This is a genomic window from Streptomyces fungicidicus, from assembly GCF_003665435.1.
Taxonomy (GTDB): Bacteria; Actinomycetota; Actinomycetes; order Streptomycetales; family Streptomycetaceae; genus Streptomyces; species Streptomyces fungicidicus.
Window position 1 is genome coordinate 5992533 of sequence record NZ_CP023407.1, and the last position, 19148, is coordinate 6011680.

Annotated in this window: 16 protein-coding genes; 9 read left to right on the top strand and 7 right to left on the bottom strand. The window is 72.6% G+C overall.

The window, feature by feature from the left end; genetic code table 11:
* The first annotated feature begins 16 nt into the window (after positions 1–16).
* From hydA to CNQ36_RS27110, 3 genes are read left to right on the top strand one after another with little or no spacing between them, the layout of a single operon-like run.
* Entirely contained in the window at positions 17–1420 is a 1404-nt protein-coding gene (hydA, locus tag CNQ36_RS27100; protein WP_121547910.1) for a dihydropyrimidinase, read from the top strand.
* Positions 1421–1431: 11 nt separating this feature from the next.
* Positions 1432–2433, top strand: a complete 1002-nt coding sequence (locus tag CNQ36_RS27105; protein WP_121547911.1) for a TIGR03842 family LLM class F420-dependent oxidoreductase — start codon at positions 1432–1434, stop codon at positions 2431–2433.
* Positions 2434–2463: 30 nt separating this feature from the next.
* Entirely contained in the window at positions 2464–4011 is a 1548-nt protein-coding gene (locus tag CNQ36_RS27110; RefSeq protein ID WP_121547912.1) for an NCS1 family nucleobase:cation symporter-1, read from the top strand.
* Here CNQ36_RS27110 and CNQ36_RS27115 read toward each other — a convergent pair.
* The 7 genes from CNQ36_RS27115 to CNQ36_RS27145 form a co-directional block, all read right to left on the bottom strand.
* Complete coding sequence (locus CNQ36_RS27115) at positions 4008–4856, bottom strand: CAP domain-containing protein (protein ID WP_121547913.1); 849 nt, start codon at positions 4854–4856, stop codon at positions 4008–4010. The genes CNQ36_RS27110 and CNQ36_RS27115 overlap by 4 nt on opposite strands.
* A 347-nt stretch (positions 4857–5203) precedes the next feature.
* Entirely contained in the window at positions 5204–5869 is a 666-nt protein-coding gene (locus tag CNQ36_RS27120) for a hypothetical protein (RefSeq protein ID WP_040905710.1), read from the bottom strand.
* A gap of 182 nt (positions 5870–6051) precedes the next feature.
* Entirely contained in the window at positions 6052–7116 is a 1065-nt protein-coding gene (locus CNQ36_RS27125) for a lipoate-protein ligase LplAB (RefSeq protein WP_040905709.1), read from the bottom strand.
* Between the two features lie 81 nt (positions 7117–7197).
* Positions 7198–8223, bottom strand: coding sequence for an oligopeptide/dipeptide ABC transporter ATP-binding protein (locus tag CNQ36_RS27130; protein ID WP_121547914.1), 1026 nt, complete (start codon positions 8221–8223; stop codon positions 7198–7200).
* Entirely contained in the window at positions 8220–10190 is a 1971-nt protein-coding gene (locus CNQ36_RS27135; RefSeq protein WP_121547915.1) for a dipeptide/oligopeptide/nickel ABC transporter permease/ATP-binding protein, read from the bottom strand. The genes CNQ36_RS27130 and CNQ36_RS27135 overlap by 4 nt, the downstream gene beginning before the upstream one ends.
* Positions 10190–11140: an ABC transporter permease gene (locus CNQ36_RS27140; RefSeq protein WP_121547916.1), complete on the bottom strand. Its 951-nt coding sequence runs from the start codon at positions 11138–11140 to the stop codon at positions 10190–10192. The genes CNQ36_RS27135 and CNQ36_RS27140 overlap by 1 nt, the downstream gene beginning before the upstream one ends.
* Positions 11141–11216: 76 nt before the next feature.
* Positions 11217–12770, bottom strand: coding sequence for an ABC transporter substrate-binding protein (locus CNQ36_RS27145; protein ID WP_121548612.1), 1554 nt, complete (start codon positions 12768–12770; stop codon positions 11217–11219).
* Between the two features lie 202 nt (positions 12771–12972).
* Between CNQ36_RS27145 and CNQ36_RS27150 the strand changes: the two genes are divergently transcribed.
* From CNQ36_RS27150 to CNQ36_RS27175, 6 genes are all read left to right on the top strand, one after another.
* Positions 12973–13725 (top strand): FadR/GntR family transcriptional regulator, encoded by a 753-nt coding sequence (locus CNQ36_RS27150; protein ID WP_004922913.1) that lies wholly within the window; start codon positions 12973–12975, stop codon positions 13723–13725.
* A gap of 219 nt (positions 13726–13944) precedes the next feature.
* Positions 13945–14967, top strand: a complete 1023-nt coding sequence (locus CNQ36_RS27155; RefSeq protein ID WP_121547917.1) for an acetylxylan esterase — start codon at positions 13945–13947, stop codon at positions 14965–14967.
* A gap of 25 nt (positions 14968–14992) precedes the next feature.
* Positions 14993–16477, top strand: a complete 1485-nt coding sequence (locus CNQ36_RS27160; protein ID WP_121547918.1) for an exo-alpha-sialidase — start codon at positions 14993–14995, stop codon at positions 16475–16477.
* A gap of 73 nt (positions 16478–16550) precedes the next feature.
* Positions 16551–17510 carry a dihydrodipicolinate synthase family protein gene (locus CNQ36_RS27165; RefSeq protein WP_121547919.1) on the top strand — a complete coding sequence of 320 codons (960 nt, stop codon included), beginning with the start codon at positions 16551–16553 and terminating at the stop codon, positions 17508–17510.
* Complete coding sequence (locus CNQ36_RS27170) at positions 17507–18469, top strand: ROK family protein (protein WP_121547920.1); 963 nt, start codon at positions 17507–17509, stop codon at positions 18467–18469. The genes CNQ36_RS27165 and CNQ36_RS27170 overlap by 4 nt, the downstream gene beginning before the upstream one ends.
* Entirely contained in the window at positions 18466–19140 is a 675-nt protein-coding gene (locus CNQ36_RS27175) for an N-acetylmannosamine-6-phosphate 2-epimerase (RefSeq protein WP_121547921.1), read from the top strand. Before CNQ36_RS27170 ends, CNQ36_RS27175 begins: the two co-directional genes overlap by 4 nt.
* Positions 19141–19148: the final 8 nt, after the last annotated feature.

Sequence of the window (19148 nt, forward strand, 5' to 3'; positions counted from 1 at the left end):
GCAGAGAGGGAGCACCATGAGCAGCCGTACCGTCATCCGTGGTGGCCTGGTCATCACCGCCTCCGACGAGATCCACGCGGACGTCCTGATCGAGGACGGCCGCATCGCCGCCCTCGCCGCCTCCGCAAGCCCGGCCGCCGGCGCCTTCACCGCCGACCGGACCATCGACGCCACCGGCAAGTACGTCATCCCGGGCGGGGTCGACGCGCACACCCACATGGAGCTGCCGTTCGGCGGCACCTTCGCCTCCGACACCTTCGAGACCGGCACCCGGGCCGCCGCCTGGGGCGGTACGACCACCATCGTCGACTTCGCGGTGCAGAGCGTCGGACAGTCCCTGCGCCAGGGCCTGGACGCCTGGCACGCCAAGGCCGAGGGCAACTGCGCCATCGACTACGCCTTCCACATGATCGTCTCGGACGTCAACGCCGGGACGCTGAAGGAGATGGACCTCCTGGTGGAGGAGGGGGTCACGTCGTTCAAGCAGTTCATGGCGTACCCCGGGGTCTTCTACTCGGACGACGGCCAGATCCTGCGCGCCATGCAGCGCTCCGCCGAGAACGGCGGGCTGATCATGATGCACGCGGAGAACGGCATCGCCATCGACGTGCTCGTCGAACAGGCGCTGGCCCGCGGCGAGACCGACCCGCGCCACCACGGCGAGGTGCGCAAGGCGCTGCTGGAGGCCGAGGCCACCCACCGCGCCATCCGGCTCGCCCAGGTCGCCGGCGCCCCGCTGTACGTCGTGCACGTCTCCGCGACCGAGGCGGTCGCCGAACTGGCCCGGGCCCGCGACGAGGGGCTGAACGTCTTCGGGGAGACCTGCCCGCAGTACCTGTTCCTGTCCACCGACAACCTCGCCGAGCCGGACTTCGAGGGCGCCAAGTACGTGTGCAGCACCCCGCTCAGGCCGAGGGAGCACCAGGCCGCGCTCTGGCGGGGGCTGCGCACCAACGACCTCCAGGTGGTCTCCACCGACCACTGCCCGTTCTGCTTCACGGGCCAGAAGGAGCTCGGCCGGGGCGACTTCTCCAAGATCCCCAACGGGCTCCCGGGCGTCGAGAACCGCATGGACCTGCTCCACCAGGCCGTCCTCGACGGACACATCTCCCGCCGCCGCTGGATCGAGATCGCCTGCGCCACCCCGGCCCGGATGTTCGGCCTGTACCCCAAGAAGGGCACCCTCGCGCCCGGCGCCGACGCCGACGTGGTGATCTACGACCCGCACGCCGAGCAGGTGCTGTCCGCCGGCACCCACCACATGAACGTCGACTACTCGGCCTACGAGGGCAAGCGGGTCACCGGCCGCGTCGAGACCGTCCTCTCGCGCGGAGTGCCCGTCGTCACCGGGCGGGAGTACACCGGGCACGCCGGGCACGGCGTCTACACCCCGCGGTCCACCTGTCAGTACCTCACCTAGGAGACCCGCGCATGGACTTCGGACTCGTCCTGCAGACCGATCCGCCGGCCTCGCGGGTCGTCGGCCTGATGAAGCGCGCGGAGCGCAACGGCTTCACCCACGGCTGGACCTTCGACTCCGCCGTGCTGTGGCAGGAGCCCTTCGTCGTCTACAGCCAGATCCTGGCCGCCACCACGACCCTGAAGGTCGGCCCGATGGTCACCAACCCGGGCACCCGCACCTGGGAGGTCACCGCCTCCACCTTCGCCACCCTCAACGACATGTTCGGCAACCGCACCGTCTGCGGCATCGGCCGCGGCGACTCCGCGATGCGCGTCGCCGGACGCAGACCCAACACCCTGGCCCGCCTGGGCGAGGCGATCGACGCGATCCGCGACCTGGCCGAGGGACGCGAGGCCGAGGTCGACGGACAGCCGCTGAGGATCCCGTGGGTGAAGGACGGCAGGCTGCCCGTCTGGATGGCGGCGTACGGGCCGAAGGCGCTCGCCCTCACCGGACGGAAGGCCGACGGCTTCATCCTCCAGCTCGCCGACCCCTATCTGACCGAGTGGATGGTGAAGGCCGTCCGCGCCGCCGCGGCGGAGGCGGGACGCGACCCGGCCTCCGTCACCGTCTGCGTCGCCGCCCCCGCCTACGTCGGCGACGACCTGGCGCACGCCCGTGAGCAGTGCCGCTGGTTTGGCGGCATGGTCGGCAACCACGTCGCCGACCTCGTCTCCCGCTACGGCGAGCACTCCGGCCTGGTCCCCGAGGCGCTGACGTCGTACATCAAGGGACGGCACGGCTACGACTACAGCCACCACGGACGGGCCGGCAACCCGTCCACGGACTTCGTCCGGGACGAGATCGTGGACCGGTTCTGCCTGCTCGGCCCGCCCGAGGCGCACATCGAGAAACTGCGGGCGCTGCGGGATCTGGGAGTGGACCAGTTCGCCGTCTACGACATGCACGACGCGCAGGAGACGACGATCGACGCGTACGGCGCGGAGATCATCCCGGCACTCAGCCGCTGACCGGTATCCCTCGCCGAAGGGGGCACGCCCATGACCGCGACCGTCCCGCCCGCACCGTCCGACCGGCCCATACCCGACCCGGCGGGACGCGTCGAGCTCCCGCCGGGCGTCACCCCCGCCGACCCGCGCTTCGTCAACGACGACCTGCTGCCCGTCCCGCTGGCCCGGCGCCGCTGGACGACGTACAACTTCGCCGCCCTGTGGGTGGGGATGGCGCACAACATCCCGTCGTGGATGCTCGCCTCCGGGCTCGTCGCGCTGGGCATGGACTGGAAGCAGGCCGTGATCACCATCGCGCTGGCCAACGTCATCGTGCTGGCGCCGATGCTGCTCACCGGCCACGCCGGCCCCAAGTACGGCATCCCGTTCCCGGTGCTGGCCCGGGCCTCGTTCGGGCTGCGCGGCGCCAACCTGCCGGCGCTGATCCGGGCCGGGGTGGCGTGCGCCTGGTTCGGCATCCAGACCTGGATCGGCGGCCAGGGCATCTTCGTGCTGCTCGGCAAGCTGTTCGGCGGCTGGGCCGAGGCGTCGGAGATCGGCGGCCGGCCGTGGACGCTGTGGGTGTGCTTCGTGCTGTTCTGGGCGCTCGAACTGGCCATCATCTACCGGGGCATGGAGACCCTGCGCCGGTTCGAGAACTGGGCGGCGCCGTTCGTCATCGTCGGCGCGCTGGTGCTGCTGGCCTGGATCGCGAACAAGGCCGGCGGTCTCGGCCCGCTGCTCGACCAGCCCTCGCGGCTGGGCTGGGGCGACGACTTCTGGCCGGTCTTCTTCCCGTCCCTGATGGGCATGATCGCCTTCTGGTCGACCCTGAGCCTGAACATCCCCGACTTCACCCGCTTCGGCGCGGGCCAGCGCGCCCAGGTGTGGGGCCAGACGCTCGGACTGCCCACCACCATGACCCTGTTCGCCCTGCTGTCGGTGTTCGTCACCTCCGGCTCGCAGGCGGTGTACGGGGCCCCGCTCTGGGACCCCGTGGCACTCGCCGCGAAGACCGACAACGTCTTCGGCCTGCTCTTCGCCCTGGTGACGGTGCTCGTCGCCACCATCTCGGTGAACATCGCGGCGAACGTGGTGTCACCGGCGTACGACCTGGCGAACCTGGCGCCGCGCCGCATCGGTTTCCGCACCGGCGCCCTGATCACCGGGGTCGTCGGCGTGGTGATCATGCCGTGGAAGCTCACCGAGACCCCCGAGCTGTACATCTTCACCTGGCTCGGCCTGGTCGGCGGGCTGCTGGGCACGGTCGCCGGCATCCTCATCGCCGACTACTGGCTGGTCCGCCGCACCGCACTGGACCTGCCCGGTCTGTACACCCCGGGCGGGCCCTACTGGTACGCCTCCGGCTGGAACCCGCGCGCCGTCGCCGCCTTCCTGACCGGCGGGGTGCTCGCGGTGGGCGGGTCCCACTCGGCCCCCGGGAAGGGTCCCTTCCCCGAGGACGGGCTGATCCCCTTCCTGAAGCCCCTCGCGGACTACGGCTGGGCGGTCGGGCTGGCGGCGTCGCTGCTGGTGTACCTCGCGCTGATGGCGGGCCACCGGCGCACGACGCCCCAGGGCCTGTCCGACGGGCCCTAGCGGGCCGTGCCGAAGTCCTGGGTCCAGTAGGAGCCGGGCTGGGCGAGGCCCACGCCGATCTCCTTGAACGCGCAGTTGAGGATGTTCTCCTTGTGGCCCGGGCTGGCCATCCAGCCGGCCATCACCTGCCCGGGGGTGGAGTAGCCGTAGGCGACGTTCTCGCCGTAGGTGCTCCAGCTGTAGCCGGCCCGGGTGATGCGGTCCCCGGGGGAGGAGCCGTCGGAGCCGGTGTGCGACATGCTGCCGCTCGCGGCCATGTCCTCGCTGTGGTCCTGCGCGGCCCCGGTCAGCGTGGAGTTCACCTTCACCGGGGAGCAACCGACCTTGGCGCGCTCGGCGTTGACGAGGTCCACCACTTCGGCGACGGCGCCGGACGCCTGGGCGCCGTCCGTCGCGGAGGGGCTCGACGCGGTGGGCGCCGGCTTCGACGCGGTGGCGGAGGGCTTCGGGGCGGCCGTCGGGGACCCGGGAGCCGCCGTGGTGGGCTTCGGGGCGGCCTTGGTGGGCTTCGCAGCCGGGGCGGCGGACCGGGTGGCCGGGGCCGTGGAGGCCGCCTTCTTCGGCTTGTGCGACGGCTTGGCGGGCTTCGAGGGGCTCGCGGAGGCGGCCGGCGTGTCCGACGGCGCCCGTGTGGGCTCGCCGTGCTGCTGACTGCTCCACCGGCTGTACCAGTCGGGCCCGTCCCACCTGTCCCCGGCCGCGACCGGGCTGCCCTGGTCCTGCCGCTGACCCTCGCCCGGCCAGTCCGTACAGGCCATGGCGACCGAGGGTATGCCTATGACTCCTGTGGCGACCGCCGCGACGACCGTCCGCCGGTACTGCTTCTGATGACGATGCTTTCCCATGCGTGACCTCACCCCTGCTGTCCGGAGGCTGGTCATTCTTGGGACGGTCCGGCGCCGGGCGCAAAGGGCCCGAGTACTACTGCGCCTCGTAGGCGCCGAGGGGCCTTGCGGCACGCCGGAGAGCGTGCCGCCCCGCCCGGGGCGGGCTCGCCGGGGCGGCTGCCGCCGCGTCAGAAACCCTCATGTGCCGCGCAGGCGGAGGCCCCCGGCATTCCGCCGGGAGACCCCTCGCCCCGCCCCTTCCTACATTCACGGCAAGACGGACAAGTCCCCCATGTCGCCGGAGCGGTTTCTACTAAGTGACCCGCACAGATCGTCCGGAGCCTGTGACAGATGTCACGGAACCATCAATTCCGGTTCTTCTCCAGGGCCGCCACCGCCTCCTTGGCGGCCTTGATGGCGCCCTTGTTGATCTCGTCCGTACCGGGCGCCTTCTTCGACTCGAAGTCGCTGCCGTTGTACGTCACGACCACCAGCGCGTTGGAGGCGCGGGCCACCACCACGCCCTCCCGGGTCTGCTGCTTGTCCTCGGTGGAGAGGTTCACCACGGAGTACCCCGCGTCACCGAGTCCGGGGACCGCGCCGCCGCCGCTGCGGTCCTCCACCCGCCCCTGGTACGACCGTTCCGCCGCCTCCTCCGACTCCAGGACCTCGAAGGACACGTCGAGCCAGCGGTACTCGTAGCCCTTGAGCGCGTTCCAGGAACAGGTGCGGCGCAGCTCGGAGTCGGTGGACCGGATCTCCTTGCCGTCCGCCTTGGCGCCCGGCACGAGGGACTTGACGGTCTTCGCGGTCACGCTGTCGCACGGCGCGGGCGCGGCGGTGTACGTCTTCGGCGCCTGCGTCTGGGACGGGGCGGAGGCGGACTGCGTCTCCGTCTTCCCGGTCGGCTTCTTCTCGGCGGCCTCCGGCTCGGCCATCGGACCGGACGACAGCGCCCAGCCGGCCGCGGCGAGGACGATCACCGGCGACAGGCGCGCGGTCAGGGCGATCGGGAGAGGAAAGGAACGCACGGCGCACTCTTCGTGGGGGACGGTGCGGAGGGGGGTCCGCACTGCGGACGGGACGCCAGTCTCACACGCATCCCTGTGGTGCGGAAGGGCCAACTCGCTCCGTGCAGGCGCGGTGACGGGGACGTACCGCGGACGCCGCCGTCTTGCCGCAATTTCCCGTGCGAAGAGGTGATTTGTGAGCGTCAGGGGACGCGGGCGGTCCACTCCGGCACGGTGAACTTCGTCCGGGCCCGTTCCTCGGCGAGGGCCAGCTCACCGTCCGTCACCTTGCCGTCCGCCAGTCCGTACCGGGAGCGGAACGAGTCGATCATCCGGTCGATGACGGCCTCGCGCGGCAGTCCGGTCTGCCGCCGCAGCGGGTCCACCCGCTTCTTCGCGCTCCGAGTGCCCTTGTCGGACATCTTCTCCCGTCCGATCCGCAGCACGTCCAGCATCTTGTCGGCGTCGATGTCGTACGCCATGGTCACGTGGTGCAGCACCGCGCCGGGGCCGCCGTCCGGGCCCACGATCCGCTTCTGCGCCGCGCCCGCGATCTTGCCCTGGTCGGTGGCGATGTCGTTCAGCGGCTGGTACCAGGCCCTGATGCCCATCTCACCGAGCGCGCCGAGCACCCAGTCGTCGAGGTAGGCGTAGCTGTCCTGGAACGACAGCCCCTGCACCAGCGCCTCCGGCACCGACAGCGAGTACGTGATGGTGTTGCCCGGTTCCACGAACATGGCGCCGCCGCCGGAGATCCGGCGCACCACCTCGATGCCGTGCCGCCGGGCGCCCTCCGGGTCGACCTCGTTGCGCAGCGACTGGAAGCTCCCGATGATGACCGCCGGGGCGCCCCACTCCCACACGCGCAGCGTCGGCGGACGCCGGCCCGCGGCGACCTCCGCGGTCAGCACCTCGTCCAGCGCCATGTGCAGCGCGGGCGGCTGCGGGCCCTCGTGGATCAGCTGCCAGTCGTAGTCGGTCCAGTCGGTGGCGTGCGCGAGCGCGCGGCGCACCGCGATGCCGACGCCCTCCGGGGTGAGCCCGTACATCACCGTGCCCGCGGGCAGCGCCGCGTCGATCCGGGCGGCCAGACCCGCGGCGTCGGTGTCGGCGGGGGCGCCGTCCAGGGCGCCGTTCACGGCGTCGAGCGCCTCGTCCGGTTCGAGGAAGAAGTCGCCCGCCACGCGCGCGCGGCGCAGCACGCCGTCCTCCACGTCCACGTCCACGACGACCAGCTTGCCGCCGGGAACCTTGTACTCACCGTGCACGGCTCCGCCTTTCCTCATGCCCTCGGCACCAACGCCGGCGGGGGCGGGGATGTTCCCCGCCCCCGCCGGCGCGGCACGGGATCAGACGGCGCCGGCGGCCGACACCACGGCGGCCTCGCCGCCCGGCTGCGGATGCACACAGTGCCAGCGGTGGCCGTCCGCGCCGCCGTCGGCGGCCGGGAAGGCGACGGCGCACGCGTCGTCCGCCTTCCAGCAGCGGGTGCGGAACGGGCAGCCCGAGGGCGGGTTCGTCGCCGACGGCACCGGGCCGTGCAGCACGATGCGCTCGGGCCGCTCCAGCAGGCTCGGCGTCGCCGAGAGCAGCGCCTCGGTGTAGGGGTGCCGGGAGTCGCCGGTGACCTGCGCCGCCCGGCCCTCCTCGACGACACGGCCGAGGTACAGCACGGCGATGCGGTCGGAGAGATGGCGCACCGTCTGCACGTCGTGCGAGATGAACACCATGGCGAGGCCGAGACGGTCGCGCAGATCCACCAGGAGGTTGAGGATCTGCGCGCGCACCGAGACGTCCAGGGCGCTGGTGGGCTCGTCGGCGACGATCAGCTCCGGCTCCAGGGCCAGCGCGCGGGCGATGGCCACGCGCTGCCGCTGGCCGCCGGAGAGCTGGCCGGGGAGCGCCTCCAGCGTGTGGCCGGGCAGCCCGACCAGGTCCAGGAGTTCCTCGACGCGCCGCTCGCGCCCCTCCCGGGTGCCCCGGCCGTGCACGTCGAGCGGGTCGCGCAGGATCCGGCGCACCGGCAGCCGGGGGTTGAGCGCGGTGGACGGGTCCTGGAAGATCACGCCGACGGAGGCGCCGAACCCGGTACGGCGCTGCGCCGCGGGCATCTCCCACAGCTCCTGGCCCTTGAAGTACACCTGGCCCTCCGTCGGGCGCTGCAGTCCGGTGACCACCCGGGCCAGCGTCGACTTGCCGCAGCCGGACTCGCCGACCAGGCCGAGGATCTCGCCGGGCCGGACCTCCAGGGAGGCGTCGGTCAGGGCGTGCACGGCGTCCCGGCGCAGGATGCCGCCGCTGCGCGCCCTGTGCCGTACGTGGACGCGGTCGAGCCGGACGAGCGGTTCCATCGTGGTGTCCTCCGGGGCGGTCATCGGGCGGCCTCCAGCGACTTGGCCGACGGGTGCGCGGGCGCCGGGTGGTGGCAGGCGAACAGGTGGTCCTCCGCGGCGCCGCGGTCGGTGGCGGGCGGCGGGGTGGTGGCGCACACCCCGGTGGCGGCGGCGCAGCGCGAGACGAAGCGGCAGCCCGGGCCGAACGCTCTGGGCGCGGGCACGACGCCCCGGATCTGGTGCAGCCGCTCCGCGCCCGCCTCCAGCGAGACGACGGAGCCGAGCAGGCCCCGGCTGTAGTGGTGCGCCGGGTCCGTCAGCAGGGCGCGGGTGGCGCCCGCCTCGGCGACCTGACCCGCGTACATCACCGCGACCCGGTGGGCGAGATCGCCGACCAGGGCCAGGTCGTGCGAGACGAGGACCATCGCGAAGCCGAGCTCGTCGCGCAGCTGGACGAGGAGTTCGACGACCTGTGCCTGCACGGTCACGTCGAGCGCGGTCGTCGGCTCGTCGGCGATCAGCAGCCGGGGGCTGCGGGAGAGCGCCATGGCGATCAGCACGCGCTGGCGCTGGCCGCCGGAGAGCTCGTGCGGGTAGCTGCGCAGGGTGCGCTCGGGGGAGAGGCCGACCAGTTCGAGCAGTTCGGCGGGGGTGCGGGTGCCGCCGCGCGAGGTGAGCCGCTTGAGCTGGGTGCCGATCAGCACGGACGGGTTCAGCGACGACATGGCGTCCTGGTAGACCATGGCGATCTCCGGGCCCATGAGCGCACGGCGCTCCTTCGGCGACAGCTTCAGCAGGTCGCGGCCCCGGTAGAGGATCTCGCCCTCGGCCTCGGCGTTGCGGGCCAGCAGACCCATGATCGCGAGGCTGGTGATGGACTTGCCGCAGCCCGACTCGCCGACCAGGCCGAGGGTCTCGCCCTCGCGGACGGTGAAGGAGATGCCGTCGACGACGCGGGTGTCGCCGTAGCGGTCGGGGAAGCGGATCGCCAGGTCGCGCACGACCAGCAGGTCGGCGGCGTCGTCGGGCAGGGGCTTCACGGAGGGCTCGGTGGTCTCCAGCCGGGCGGCGAGTCCGGCCAGCGCGGCGTCCACCTCGGCCCGGTCCGCGGCCGGCGCGGCGGCGGTCTTCTCGTCGGAGTCGTCGCCACCCGTGCGGCTCCTGTCCGGGGAGGCGGCGGCGTCCGTCATGCCCTCCGACAGGACGTTCAGCGCGAGCACCGTGATCAGCAGGCACAGACCCGGGAAGAGGGTCGCCCACCAGCCGCCCGAGAGCAGGATCTGCCGGCCGTACGCCAGCACGCTGCCCCAGCTGGGGTCGGGGTCCTGCACACCGGCGCCGATGAACGACAGGCTCGCCTCGAAGATGATCGAGTCGGCCACCATGACGGTCGCGAACACCAGAACCGGCGCCGCGCAGTTGACGGCGACGTGGCGGGCCACGATGTAGTGGCGACGGGCGCCGATGACCTGTTCCGCGGCGACGTAGTCCTCGCCGTACTGCTCCAGCACGTTGGCCCGTACGACGCGGGCCAGCGACGGGGAGTAGACGAAGGCGATGGTGAAGATGATGACCGGGACGCTGGGCCCGAACACGGCGACCAGGACCGCGGCCAGGGCGATCGGCGGGAACGACATGACGACGTCGAGCGTGCGCATCACCGACTCGTCGGCGAGCTTGCGCGAGGTGGCCGCGAGGGCGCCCAGGACGGAGCCGATGGCGAGCGCGAGGAGCGTCGCGCCGAAGCCGATGACGAGGGAGTAGCGGGCGCCGTGCACGACCCGCGCGAACACGTCGCGGCCCGCCCGGTCGGTGCCGAACCAGTGGTCGGCGCCCGGCGGCTGGGCCGGAAGGCCGGTGGCGAGCGGGTCCTGGGTGAGCAGCGGCGCGAGGACCGCGCCCAGGACGACGACGAGAAGGATCCCGAACGCGATCCGGGAGGGCACGGGCAGGCGACGCAGGCGGGTGCCGGGCCGGAGCCGCTCGGCGAGGGAGCGTGGAGCGAACATCACACCGTCCTGATGCGCGGGTTGACGAGCAGGTAGAGCAGGTCGACGACGACGTTGACCACGAGGAAGGCGACGGCGATCGTGAGCACGGTGCCCTGGACCAGACCGACGTCGCCGCCGTTGACGCCTTCGAGGATCAGCTTGCCCATGCCGGGCAGGTCGAAGATCGCCTCGATGACCACGGCGCCGCTGAGCATGTAGCCGACCTTGACGCCGAGCACGGTCAGCGGGGTGATCAGGGAGTTGCGCAGCACCGACCGGATGATCATGAAGGGCGGCAGACCGCTGCCGCGAGCGGTGCGCACGTAGTCGCGGTCGAGTTCGGCGACCATCGAGGTGCGGATCAGCCGGGCCAGTGAGGAGGCGACCGGCAGGGCGAGTGCGACGGCCGGCAGCGCCAGGCTCTGCAGCCAGCCGGAGAAGGAGTCGGCCGGGTTGACGTAGCCGCCGGTCGGCAGGATCGGCATGTTCAGCGCGAACTGCTGGATGAGCAGGACACCGAGCCAGAACGAGGGCAGCGCGATGCCGATCATCGACAGCACCCGGAAGACCTGGTCGGGCCAGCGGTCGCGGTGGACGGCGCTGGTGACGCCGAAGACCAGGGCCAGCACGATGGCCAGCGAGAGGCCGAGGAGCGTCAGCTGGAGGGTGAGCGGGAAGGCCGTGGCGATCCGGTCGACCACCGGCTGGCTGGGCGCCACGGTGACACCGAGGTCTCCCCGAAGGAGATCTCCGAGGAAGGCGAAGTACCGGACGGGCAGCGGGTCGTTCAGACCGTTCTCCTCGGCGAACGCGGCACGCGCCTCCGGACTCGCGCTGTCGCCGAGGGCGTTGTACGCGGGGTCGGCGGGCGAGAACTGCAGGACGACGAAGACCAGCAGTGCGATGCCGAGGATCATCACCGGCATCATCGCGACGCGGCGCAGCGCGAGCCGGAGAAAAGCAACCATCGTGAGGTTCCTAGCGATTGGGGCGGGGGCCGCCGCCCGGGCAGGCGCGGCGGCCCGTCGGCGTGGGCGTGCGGGGTCAGCCGCGGCCGACGTCGAGGAAGGACAGCCCGGTGGTGGGCAGCGGCTCGAACCCGGGCAGCGATCCGTCGCGCCAGGCGGTGGGCAGCTTGCGGTGCAGCACCGGGTACAGGGCGGCCTCGTCGGCGACCGTGTCGGTCACCTGGCCCCACAGTTCCCCGCGCTTGGCCTCGTCGGCCTCCGCCGCGGCCTTGTCCAGCAGCGACTTCACCTTCTTGTAGGCGGCGCTGTCCGCCCAGCCGTAGCGGTTCTCCGGCCAGAAGCCGTAGTAGAACCAGCGCAGCAGCAGGTCGGCGTCGTTGCCGAAGACGGAGGGGTCGCCCGGCGCGGCGAGCGCCTGGAAGTCACCCTTGTCGATCTTGGCGTACTGGGCGGCGGACTGCTGGATGTCGAGCTTGGCGTCGACGCCTACCGCGGCCCAGCTCTCCTTGATCAGCGGCGCGATGTCCTTGACCCAGCCGTTGTCGGTGAGCAGCAGCGTGAAGGAGAGCTTGCCCACGCCCGCCTCGGCGAGCAGCTTCTTGGCCTTGGCCGGGTCGTGGCCGTAGACGGTGGCGGCCTTCCGGTAGTCGGGGTGCGTGGCCGGCACGTATCCGGTGGCGGGCTCGGCGTTGCCCAGCAGGGCGGTGGAGATGATCTTCTCGGTGTCGAGGGCGTAGTGCAGGGCCTGGCGCACCCGCTTGTCGGCGAAGCGCTTGTCCTTGGCGTTGAACATCAGGAAGAGCAGGCCGAAGGACTGGACCGACTCCACCTTGTCCTTGCCCGTGATGCCCTGGACGTCGATGTAGGGCACGTCCTCGATGGCCTGCACCCGGCCGGACTTGAGCGCGCTGACCCGGGCGGACGGGTCGGAGATCAGACGCCAGACCATCTTCTTGGCCTTGGCGGGGTGCGGGCCGTTGTACTTGTCGTACGCCGCCATGACGATCTTGTCCTCGCGGACCGCCGACACGAAGCGGTACGGGCCCGAGCCCACCGGCTTGGCGTCGAAGGCCTTGGCGTCGGCGCCGGCGATCTTCTTCGGCACGATCCGCACCACGGATATGCGCGAGGGGAAGAGCGCGAAGGCGTACTTCAGCTTGAACTCGACCGTCGTCTCGTCGACGGCCTTCACCTGGTCGATGAAGGGAACGAACTGCGCCATCAGCGAGGCGTTCTTCGGGTCGAGGACCCGCTCGAAGCTGAACACCACGTCCTCGGCGGTGACCGCGGAGCCGTCGTGGAAGGTGGCGCCCTTGCGGAGGGTGGCCCGGTAGGTGGTCGCGTTGATCTTCTTCGGCATCTCGGTGGCCAGCGTCGGCCGGGCGATGAGCGTGACCGGGTCGAGGTCCACCAGACCCTCGAAGATGTGCATGTTGGCGGCGTAGGGGGTCGCGCCGGAGGTGATCATGGGGTCGAAGCCCGTGGAGAGCGGGTACGAGAGGCCGGCTTCGATGGTGTCGGTGCTGCCGCCGGAACCGCCGGAGTCGTCACCGGTGCTGCCCGGCCCGCCGCAGGCGGACAGGCCCGCGGTGATCGCGGTCGCCACACCGATGGCGCTGGTGTATCTCATGAAGGTGCGGCGGTCGACGCCGGTTGCGCTGCGCGGGGACAAGGAACCCTCCTGGCGGGGAGTCAATGGCGGGCGAGGAAGCGGAATGGCTGATTCAGTGCGACGGCTGGCGAGAACTTATCGCGTCGCGCAGCATCAGACGTCTGATGTCTGATGCTTGATAGCGTGGGAACGTAGTCGGGCAAAGGAGAGGGGTCAAGAGGTGGCGGTGGGACAAAGGGCGATTCGGGGTGCCGTACCGGAGCCCAAGGCGACGCGACAACCGTTGCGACAGGAGGTCGTGGACGGGATCAAGTCGTACATTCTGCGCAACCAGCTGCGCCCCGGCGACCCGCTGCCGACGGAGCCCGCCCTGTGCGAGGCGCTCGGCGCCAGCCGCTCCAGCGTGCGGGAGGCGATCAGGATCCTGACCGCCCTCGACATCGTCGAGGTGCGGCACGGGCACGGCACCTACGTCGGCCGGCTGAGCCTGTCCGCCCTGGTGGAGAGTCTGGCCTTCCGGGGCCTGCTCAGCCCGGACGACGACTTCCAGGTGCTGTCCGACCTGATCGAGGTGCGCGAGCTGTTCGAGCGCGGCATGGCGGAACGGCTCGTGCGGTCCCTCAGTGGCACGCAGATCGACCGGCTCGCGGCGCTCGTCGACGAGATGCGCAGGGCGGGCTCGGGGGAGGGGCACGGCTTCGTCGAGGCCGACCGCGCCTTCCACACTCTGCTCGTCGCCCCGCTGGGCAACGACCTGATCGGCCAGCTCTCCATGGCGTTCTGGGACGTCTACGTGATCGTCGCGCCGCACCTGGACGTCTTCACGCACGAGCACGAGGCGGCCACCATCGCCAACCACCAGCGCATCGTGGACGCCGTGCGGGACCGGAACCCCGCCGAGTTCGCGGCCGCGCTGACCGAGCACTACGCCCCCGTGCGCAAGCGGATCACGGAGGCGCGCGCCCGGCGCTGACCTGCTCCTTCCTCCGGCGGAGGCGGCCCCGGCGCGGGGCCGCCTCCGCCGTGTCGTACCGGTGGCGGGCCGGTCGGGAGAAGGGGGCCGGCCGGTGCGGCGGGGCACTTGACGACCGTCTTCCGGATCTCTAGGGTCCCAGGACAGCAGACATCAGACGTCTGCTCATTCACCCTCGCGCTGCGCCGCGCGCACGCCTCACCCACCGGGGCCCTCTCCATGCCACTGACGGACCTCACCCTCGCCGAGTGCCTCGCGCTCCGGCCCGACCTCGACGAGCCCGCCGACCTCGACGCGTTCTGGGACCGGACCCTGCGGGCGGCCCGGGCGGCCGGCGGCACCGCCGCCTTCACCCCCGTGGACACCGGCCTGACCCAGGTGACGACCTATGACGTGACCGTGCCCGGCTTCGCGGGCGAGCCCGTACGCGGCTGGCTGCACCTGCCCGCCGGGGCCGGGGGTCCGCTCGGCTGCGTCGTGGAGTTCCTCGGCTACGGGCGCGGACGCGGCCTGCCGCACGAGCAGCTGCTCTGGGCGAACGCCGGCTACGCCCACTTCCTCATGGACACCCGGGGCCAGGGCTGGTCCACGGCCGGCGGCGACACCCCCGACACGGTCTCCCTGAACGGCGACGTCCCCGGCTTCCTCACCCGCGGCGTGGACAGCCCGGACGACCACTACTACCGGCGCGTGTACACCGACGCCGTGCGCTTCGTCGACGCCGCCCTCGCCCACCCGAGGGTCGACCCGGACCGGGTCGTCGTGACCGGACACAGCCAGGGCGGCGGCATCTCGCTCGCGGTCGCGGGCCTCGTCCCGGGCCTGGCGGGCGTCATGCCCGACACCCCGTTCCTGTGCGACATCCGGCGCGGCGCGCTGATCGCCGGCGCGCCCCCCTACACCGAGATCGCGGAGTACCTGAGCCTGTACCGCGACCGCGCCGGGACCGTCCTCACCACCCTGTCCTACGTCGACGCGGCCCTGCTGGCCTCCCGCGCCACGGCCCCGTCACTCTTCTCCATCGCCATGATGGACGACATCTGCCCGCCCTCCACCTGCTTCGCCGCCTACCACCGCTACGGCGGCGCCAAGGACCTGCGGGTCTACGAGTTCAACGGCCACGAGGGCGGCGGCGCCCACCACCGGCGCGAGCAACTCACCTGGGTCCGGGAGCGGTTCACCACGCCCCACCTCATCGCCGACCCCGGCCCCTCCACCCTGCACGATCCCCAACTCGCCTGACCGCACACCGAGAAGAGGCCCGTTCATGCAGCGTAGAGTCACCCCGGCCACCGTCACCGCGGCCGCCGCCCTGGCCCTCCTGGCCGCCGGCATCCCCGCCGCGCACACCGCCGAGAGGCAGGCCGCCCCCACCCCCGGCATCCTCACCTCGCAGGACATCGCCACCGCCGGCACCGGATCCCCGTACTACCGCATCCCCGCGCTGACCCGCACCACCAAGGGCACGCTGCTCGCCGCGTACGACGCCCGCCCCACCCTCGGCGACCTGCCCGGCAACCTGGGCGTGGTGCTGCGCCGCAGCACCGACGGCGGCACCACCTGGCAGGCCCAGCAGGTGGTCCGCAAGGAGGCCGCCCCCAAGGGCTTCGGCGACCCCAGCCTCCTCGTCGACCGGGAGACCGGCCGTGTCTTCGTCTTCTACGCCGCCTCCGTGAACCAGGGCTTCTTCGGCTCCGCGACCGGAAACGACGAGAGCGACCCCGACGTCCTGCAGGCTGACTACAGCTACTCCGACGACGACGGCCTGACCTGGAAGCACGAGCGGATCACCGCGGAGATCAAGAACCCCGCCTGGGCCGGGATGTTCGCGGCCTCCGGCGAGGGCATCCAGCTCCGGCACGGCGCCCACAGGGGCCGGCTGATCCAGCAGTACGCGATCCGCGACGACGGCGCCAACTACGCGGTCAGCGCCTACAGCGACGACCACGGCGCCACCTGGAGGATGGGCACCCCCGTCGGCCCCGGCGGCGACGAGAACAAGACCGTCGAACTGTCCGACGGACGGGTGATGCTCAACAACCGCTCCGCCCCGTACCGCACGGTCGCGTACTCCACCGACGGCGGCGTCACCTACACGCCGTTCCAGCAGGACAAGGAGCTGCCCGACCCCGCCAACAACGGCTCCGTCATGCGCTTCGCCCCGGACGTGCCCGCCACGCACCCGCGGGCGGGGTGGCTGATGTTCAGCAACACCGCGACCACCAACAGCCGCAGCAACCTCACCGTCCGGCTCTCCTGCGACAACGGACAGAACTGGCCCGTCCGCAAGACGGCCGAATCCGGCTCGGCCGCCTACTCCACGCTCACCCCGCTCGGCAGCGGCACCATCGGCGACGACCGGGTGGGCATGCTCTGGGAGCGCGCCGACTACCGGCACATCACCTATTCCTCCTTCGACCTGCAGTGGCTCGGCGGGGTCTGCGCGCCCGTCACCGTCACCCCGCCCGCCTCCCTGCCCGCCGGGAAGACCACCGAGGTCACCGTCCGCGTCGTAAGCCAGAACGACAAGGCCCTGCCCGCCGGGTCGGTCTCCCTCCGCCTGCCGTCCGGCTGGAGCGCGCCGTCCGTCACCGTGCCCGCGCTCGATCCCGGCCAGGGCGCCAACATGAGGATCCCGGTCACCGTCCCCGCGAACGCCACCGCGGGCGCCGTGCCGACGACCGCCACCTACCTCGTGCGCGGCACCCAGCGGTCCTACGGTGACGGCACGCTCACTGTGACCGCGCCCTAGCGTCCCGGGGCCGCCCGTACGCCCCCGGCGGGCGGGCGGCCCGTTCCACCATCCGCACAGCCCAGGAGTCACCATGTCCTCGTCCCAGCCCCTCCGCGGCGTCGTGCCGCCCGTCTGCACCCCCCTGGATGCGTCGGGCGAGGTCGACACCGTCTCGCTCACCCGGCACGTGGAGCACCTCGTGAGCGGGGGAGTGCACGGGCTGTTCGCCCTGGGCTCCAGCAGCGAGGTCGCCTTCCTCACCGACCGGCAGCGGGAGGCGGTGCTGCGGACCGTCGTCGAGGCCGGCGCGGGCCGCGTCCCCGTACTCGCCGGAGTCATCGACATGACCACCCCCCGGGTGCTCGTCCACGCGGAGGCCGCCCTCGACGCCGGGGCCGACGCCCTGGTCGCGACCGCGCCCTTCTACGCCCGCACCCACCCCGCCGAGATCGCCCGCCACTTCCGCACCCTGCGCTCCCGCGTCGACCTGCCCCTGTACGCGTACGACCTCCCGGTCTCCGTGCACAGCAAGCTCTCCACCGCCCTGGTGCGCGAACTCGCCGAGGACGGCACGCTCGCCGGCCTCAAGGACAGCAGCGGGGACGAGGGCGGCCTGCGCCGGCTCGTCGTCGAACTCGGCGGACGCCACGGACGCGCGGACGGCCCCGCGCCCTCCTTCAGCATCCTCACCGGCTCCGAACTCACCGTGGACGCGGCCCTGCTGGCCGGCGCCGACGGAGTCGTCCCCGGCCTCGGCAACGTGGACCCGGCCGGATACGTGCGCCTCCACGACGCCGTGCGCGGTGGTGACTTCGACCGCGCGGTGAAGGAACAGGAGCGGCTGGTCGAGCTGTTCGGCATGGTCGACGCCGGACCCGAGAGCGAGATGGGCCGCAACTCCTCCGCCATCGGCGCCTTCAAGCACGCGCTGCGGCTGCTCGGGGTGTTCGCCCACGGCACCACCGCCGCCCCGCAGATCCAGCTGGGCGACGCGTCGGTCGCCCTCGTCGAGGAGCGGCTGCGCGGCGCCGGCCTGCTGCCGGTCCGATGACGGCACGGCATCCGGACGACGCCCCGGTGATCGGCCTCGACCTGGGCGGCACGAAGATCGCCGCCGCCCTGGTCGCGGCCGGCGGCGCCGTCCTGGCCCGGCACTCCCTGCCCACCCCGGCGACGGCGGGCGCCGAGGCCGTGCTCGACGCGCTCGCCGACGCCGCCCGCGCGGTGTGGGCGCCGGGCGTCACGGCGATCGGCGTCGCCGCCGCCGGAGTGATCGACCCCGGCACCGGGACCGTCACCAGCGCGACCGACACGATCCGCGGCTGGGCCGGCACCGCCCTGGCCGCCGGCCTCGCCGCCCGCGCCGGCCTCCCGGTCGCCTGCGACAACGACGTACGCGCGGCGGCGGCGACGGAACTGCCCGGCCCGCACGGGGACGGACCCGGGATCACGATGATCTACGCCGCGGTCGGCACCGGCGTGGGCGGCGCCGTGGCCGTCGACGGGCGCATGCTGCACGGGGCGGCCGGGATCGCCGGGCACCTCGGGCACCTGCCGAGCCCGGAGGCCGGCCGACTGCCCTGCACCTGCGGCGCCACCGGCCACCTCGAGGCGATCGCCGCGGGCCCCGCCATCACCGCCCACTACACGCGGATGAGCGGAACCCCGGCAGACCGCCTGGAGACGGTGGCCGCCCGCGCCGCCGGGGGCGAGCCGCACGCCACCGCGGCCATCGTGCTCGGCGCCGAGGCCACCGGACGCGCCCTGGGCGGCCTCGCCAACACGCTCGGCGCCGACCGCGTGGTCGTCGGCGGCGGGGTGCCCCGCATCGGCGCCCTGTACCTGGACGCCCTGCACACGGCGTTCACCGCCGAACTCATGCCGCCTCTGAGGAAGCTGCGTCCCGTACCACCGCGCGGCGGACCCGACGCCGCGGTTCTCGGCGCGGCCGCGCTGACCCGCACCCTGCCCCTGCACCACCCCGCGAGCACCACCGGAGCCCCCCGATGACCCTGCCCCTGGCCGACGCCCTGAAGGGCCGACTGATCGTGTCCTGCCAGGCCCCGCCCGGCGACCCGATGCGGCACACCGACACCCTGGTCCGGATGACCCTGGCCGCGCGGGCCGGCGGCGCGGCGGCCGTACGGGTCAACGACCCCGAGGTCGTCGCGGCCACCGTGGCGGCCGCAGGCCTTCCGGTGATCGGCCTGTGGAAGGACGGCGACAGCGGCGTCTTCATCACCCCGACCGTGCGCCACGCCCTCGCCCTGGTGGACGCCGGGGCCGCGGTCGTCGCGGCCGACGCCACCGCCCGGCCGCGCCCCGACGGCAGCACCTTCGCCGAACTCGTCGCGGCGGTCCACGCGGCGGGGGCGCTCGTCATGGCCGACGTGTCGACCCTCGCGGAAGGCCGTGAAGCCGCCGCTCAGGGCGCCGACTTCGTGGGGACGACCCTCTCCGGCTACGTGCCCGGCTCTCCCGTCCAGACCGCCCCGGACCTCGCCCTCGTCACCGATCTGGCCGGCGCGATCTCCGTTCCGGTGATCGCCGAGGGCCGCATCGCGACCCCCGGGCAGGCCGCCGGCGCGCTGGCGGCCGGCGCGCACAGCGTCGTGGTGGGCACCGCCATCACGGCCCCGACCGCCCTGACCGCGACGTTCGTGGCCGGCCTCGCCCGCTGACCCCCTCG

Bases quoted from the DNA above. Each gene is read 5' to 3' on its own strand.
- hydA (WP_121547910.1), top strand. From the start codon at position 17: ATGAGCAGCCGTACCGTCATCCGTGGTGGCCTGGTCATCACCGCCTCC.
- CNQ36_RS27105 (WP_121547911.1), top strand. From the start codon at position 1,432: ATGGACTTCGGACTCGTCCTGCAGACCGATCCGCCGGCCTCGCGGGTC.
- CNQ36_RS27110 (WP_121547912.1), top strand. From the start codon at position 2,464: ATGACCGCGACCGTCCCGCCCGCACCGTCCGACCGGCCCATACCCGAC.
- CNQ36_RS27115 (WP_121547913.1), bottom strand. From the start codon at position 4,856: ATGGGAAAGCATCGTCATCAGAAGCAGTACCGGCGGACGGTCGTCGCG.
- CNQ36_RS27130 (WP_121547914.1), bottom strand. From the start codon at position 8,223: ATGACCGCCCCGGAGGACACCACGATGGAACCGCTCGTCCGGCTCGAC.
- CNQ36_RS27135 (WP_121547915.1), bottom strand. From the start codon at position 10,190: ATGTTCGCTCCACGCTCCCTCGCCGAGCGGCTCCGGCCCGGCACCCGC.
- CNQ36_RS27140 (WP_121547916.1), bottom strand. From the start codon at position 11,140: ATGGTTGCTTTTCTCCGGCTCGCGCTGCGCCGCGTCGCGATGATGCCG.
- CNQ36_RS27145 (WP_121548612.1), bottom strand. From the start codon at position 12,770: ATGAGATACACCAGCGCCATCGGTGTGGCGACCGCGATCACCGCGGGC.
- CNQ36_RS27155 (WP_121547917.1), top strand. From the start codon at position 13,945: ATGCCACTGACGGACCTCACCCTCGCCGAGTGCCTCGCGCTCCGGCCC.
- CNQ36_RS27160 (WP_121547918.1), top strand. From the start codon at position 14,993: ATGCAGCGTAGAGTCACCCCGGCCACCGTCACCGCGGCCGCCGCCCTG.
- CNQ36_RS27165 (WP_121547919.1), top strand. From the start codon at position 16,551: ATGTCCTCGTCCCAGCCCCTCCGCGGCGTCGTGCCGCCCGTCTGCACC.
- CNQ36_RS27170 (WP_121547920.1), top strand. From the start codon at position 17,507: ATGACGGCACGGCATCCGGACGACGCCCCGGTGATCGGCCTCGACCTG.
- CNQ36_RS27175 (WP_121547921.1), top strand. From the start codon at position 18,466: ATGACCCTGCCCCTGGCCGACGCCCTGAAGGGCCGACTGATCGTGTCC.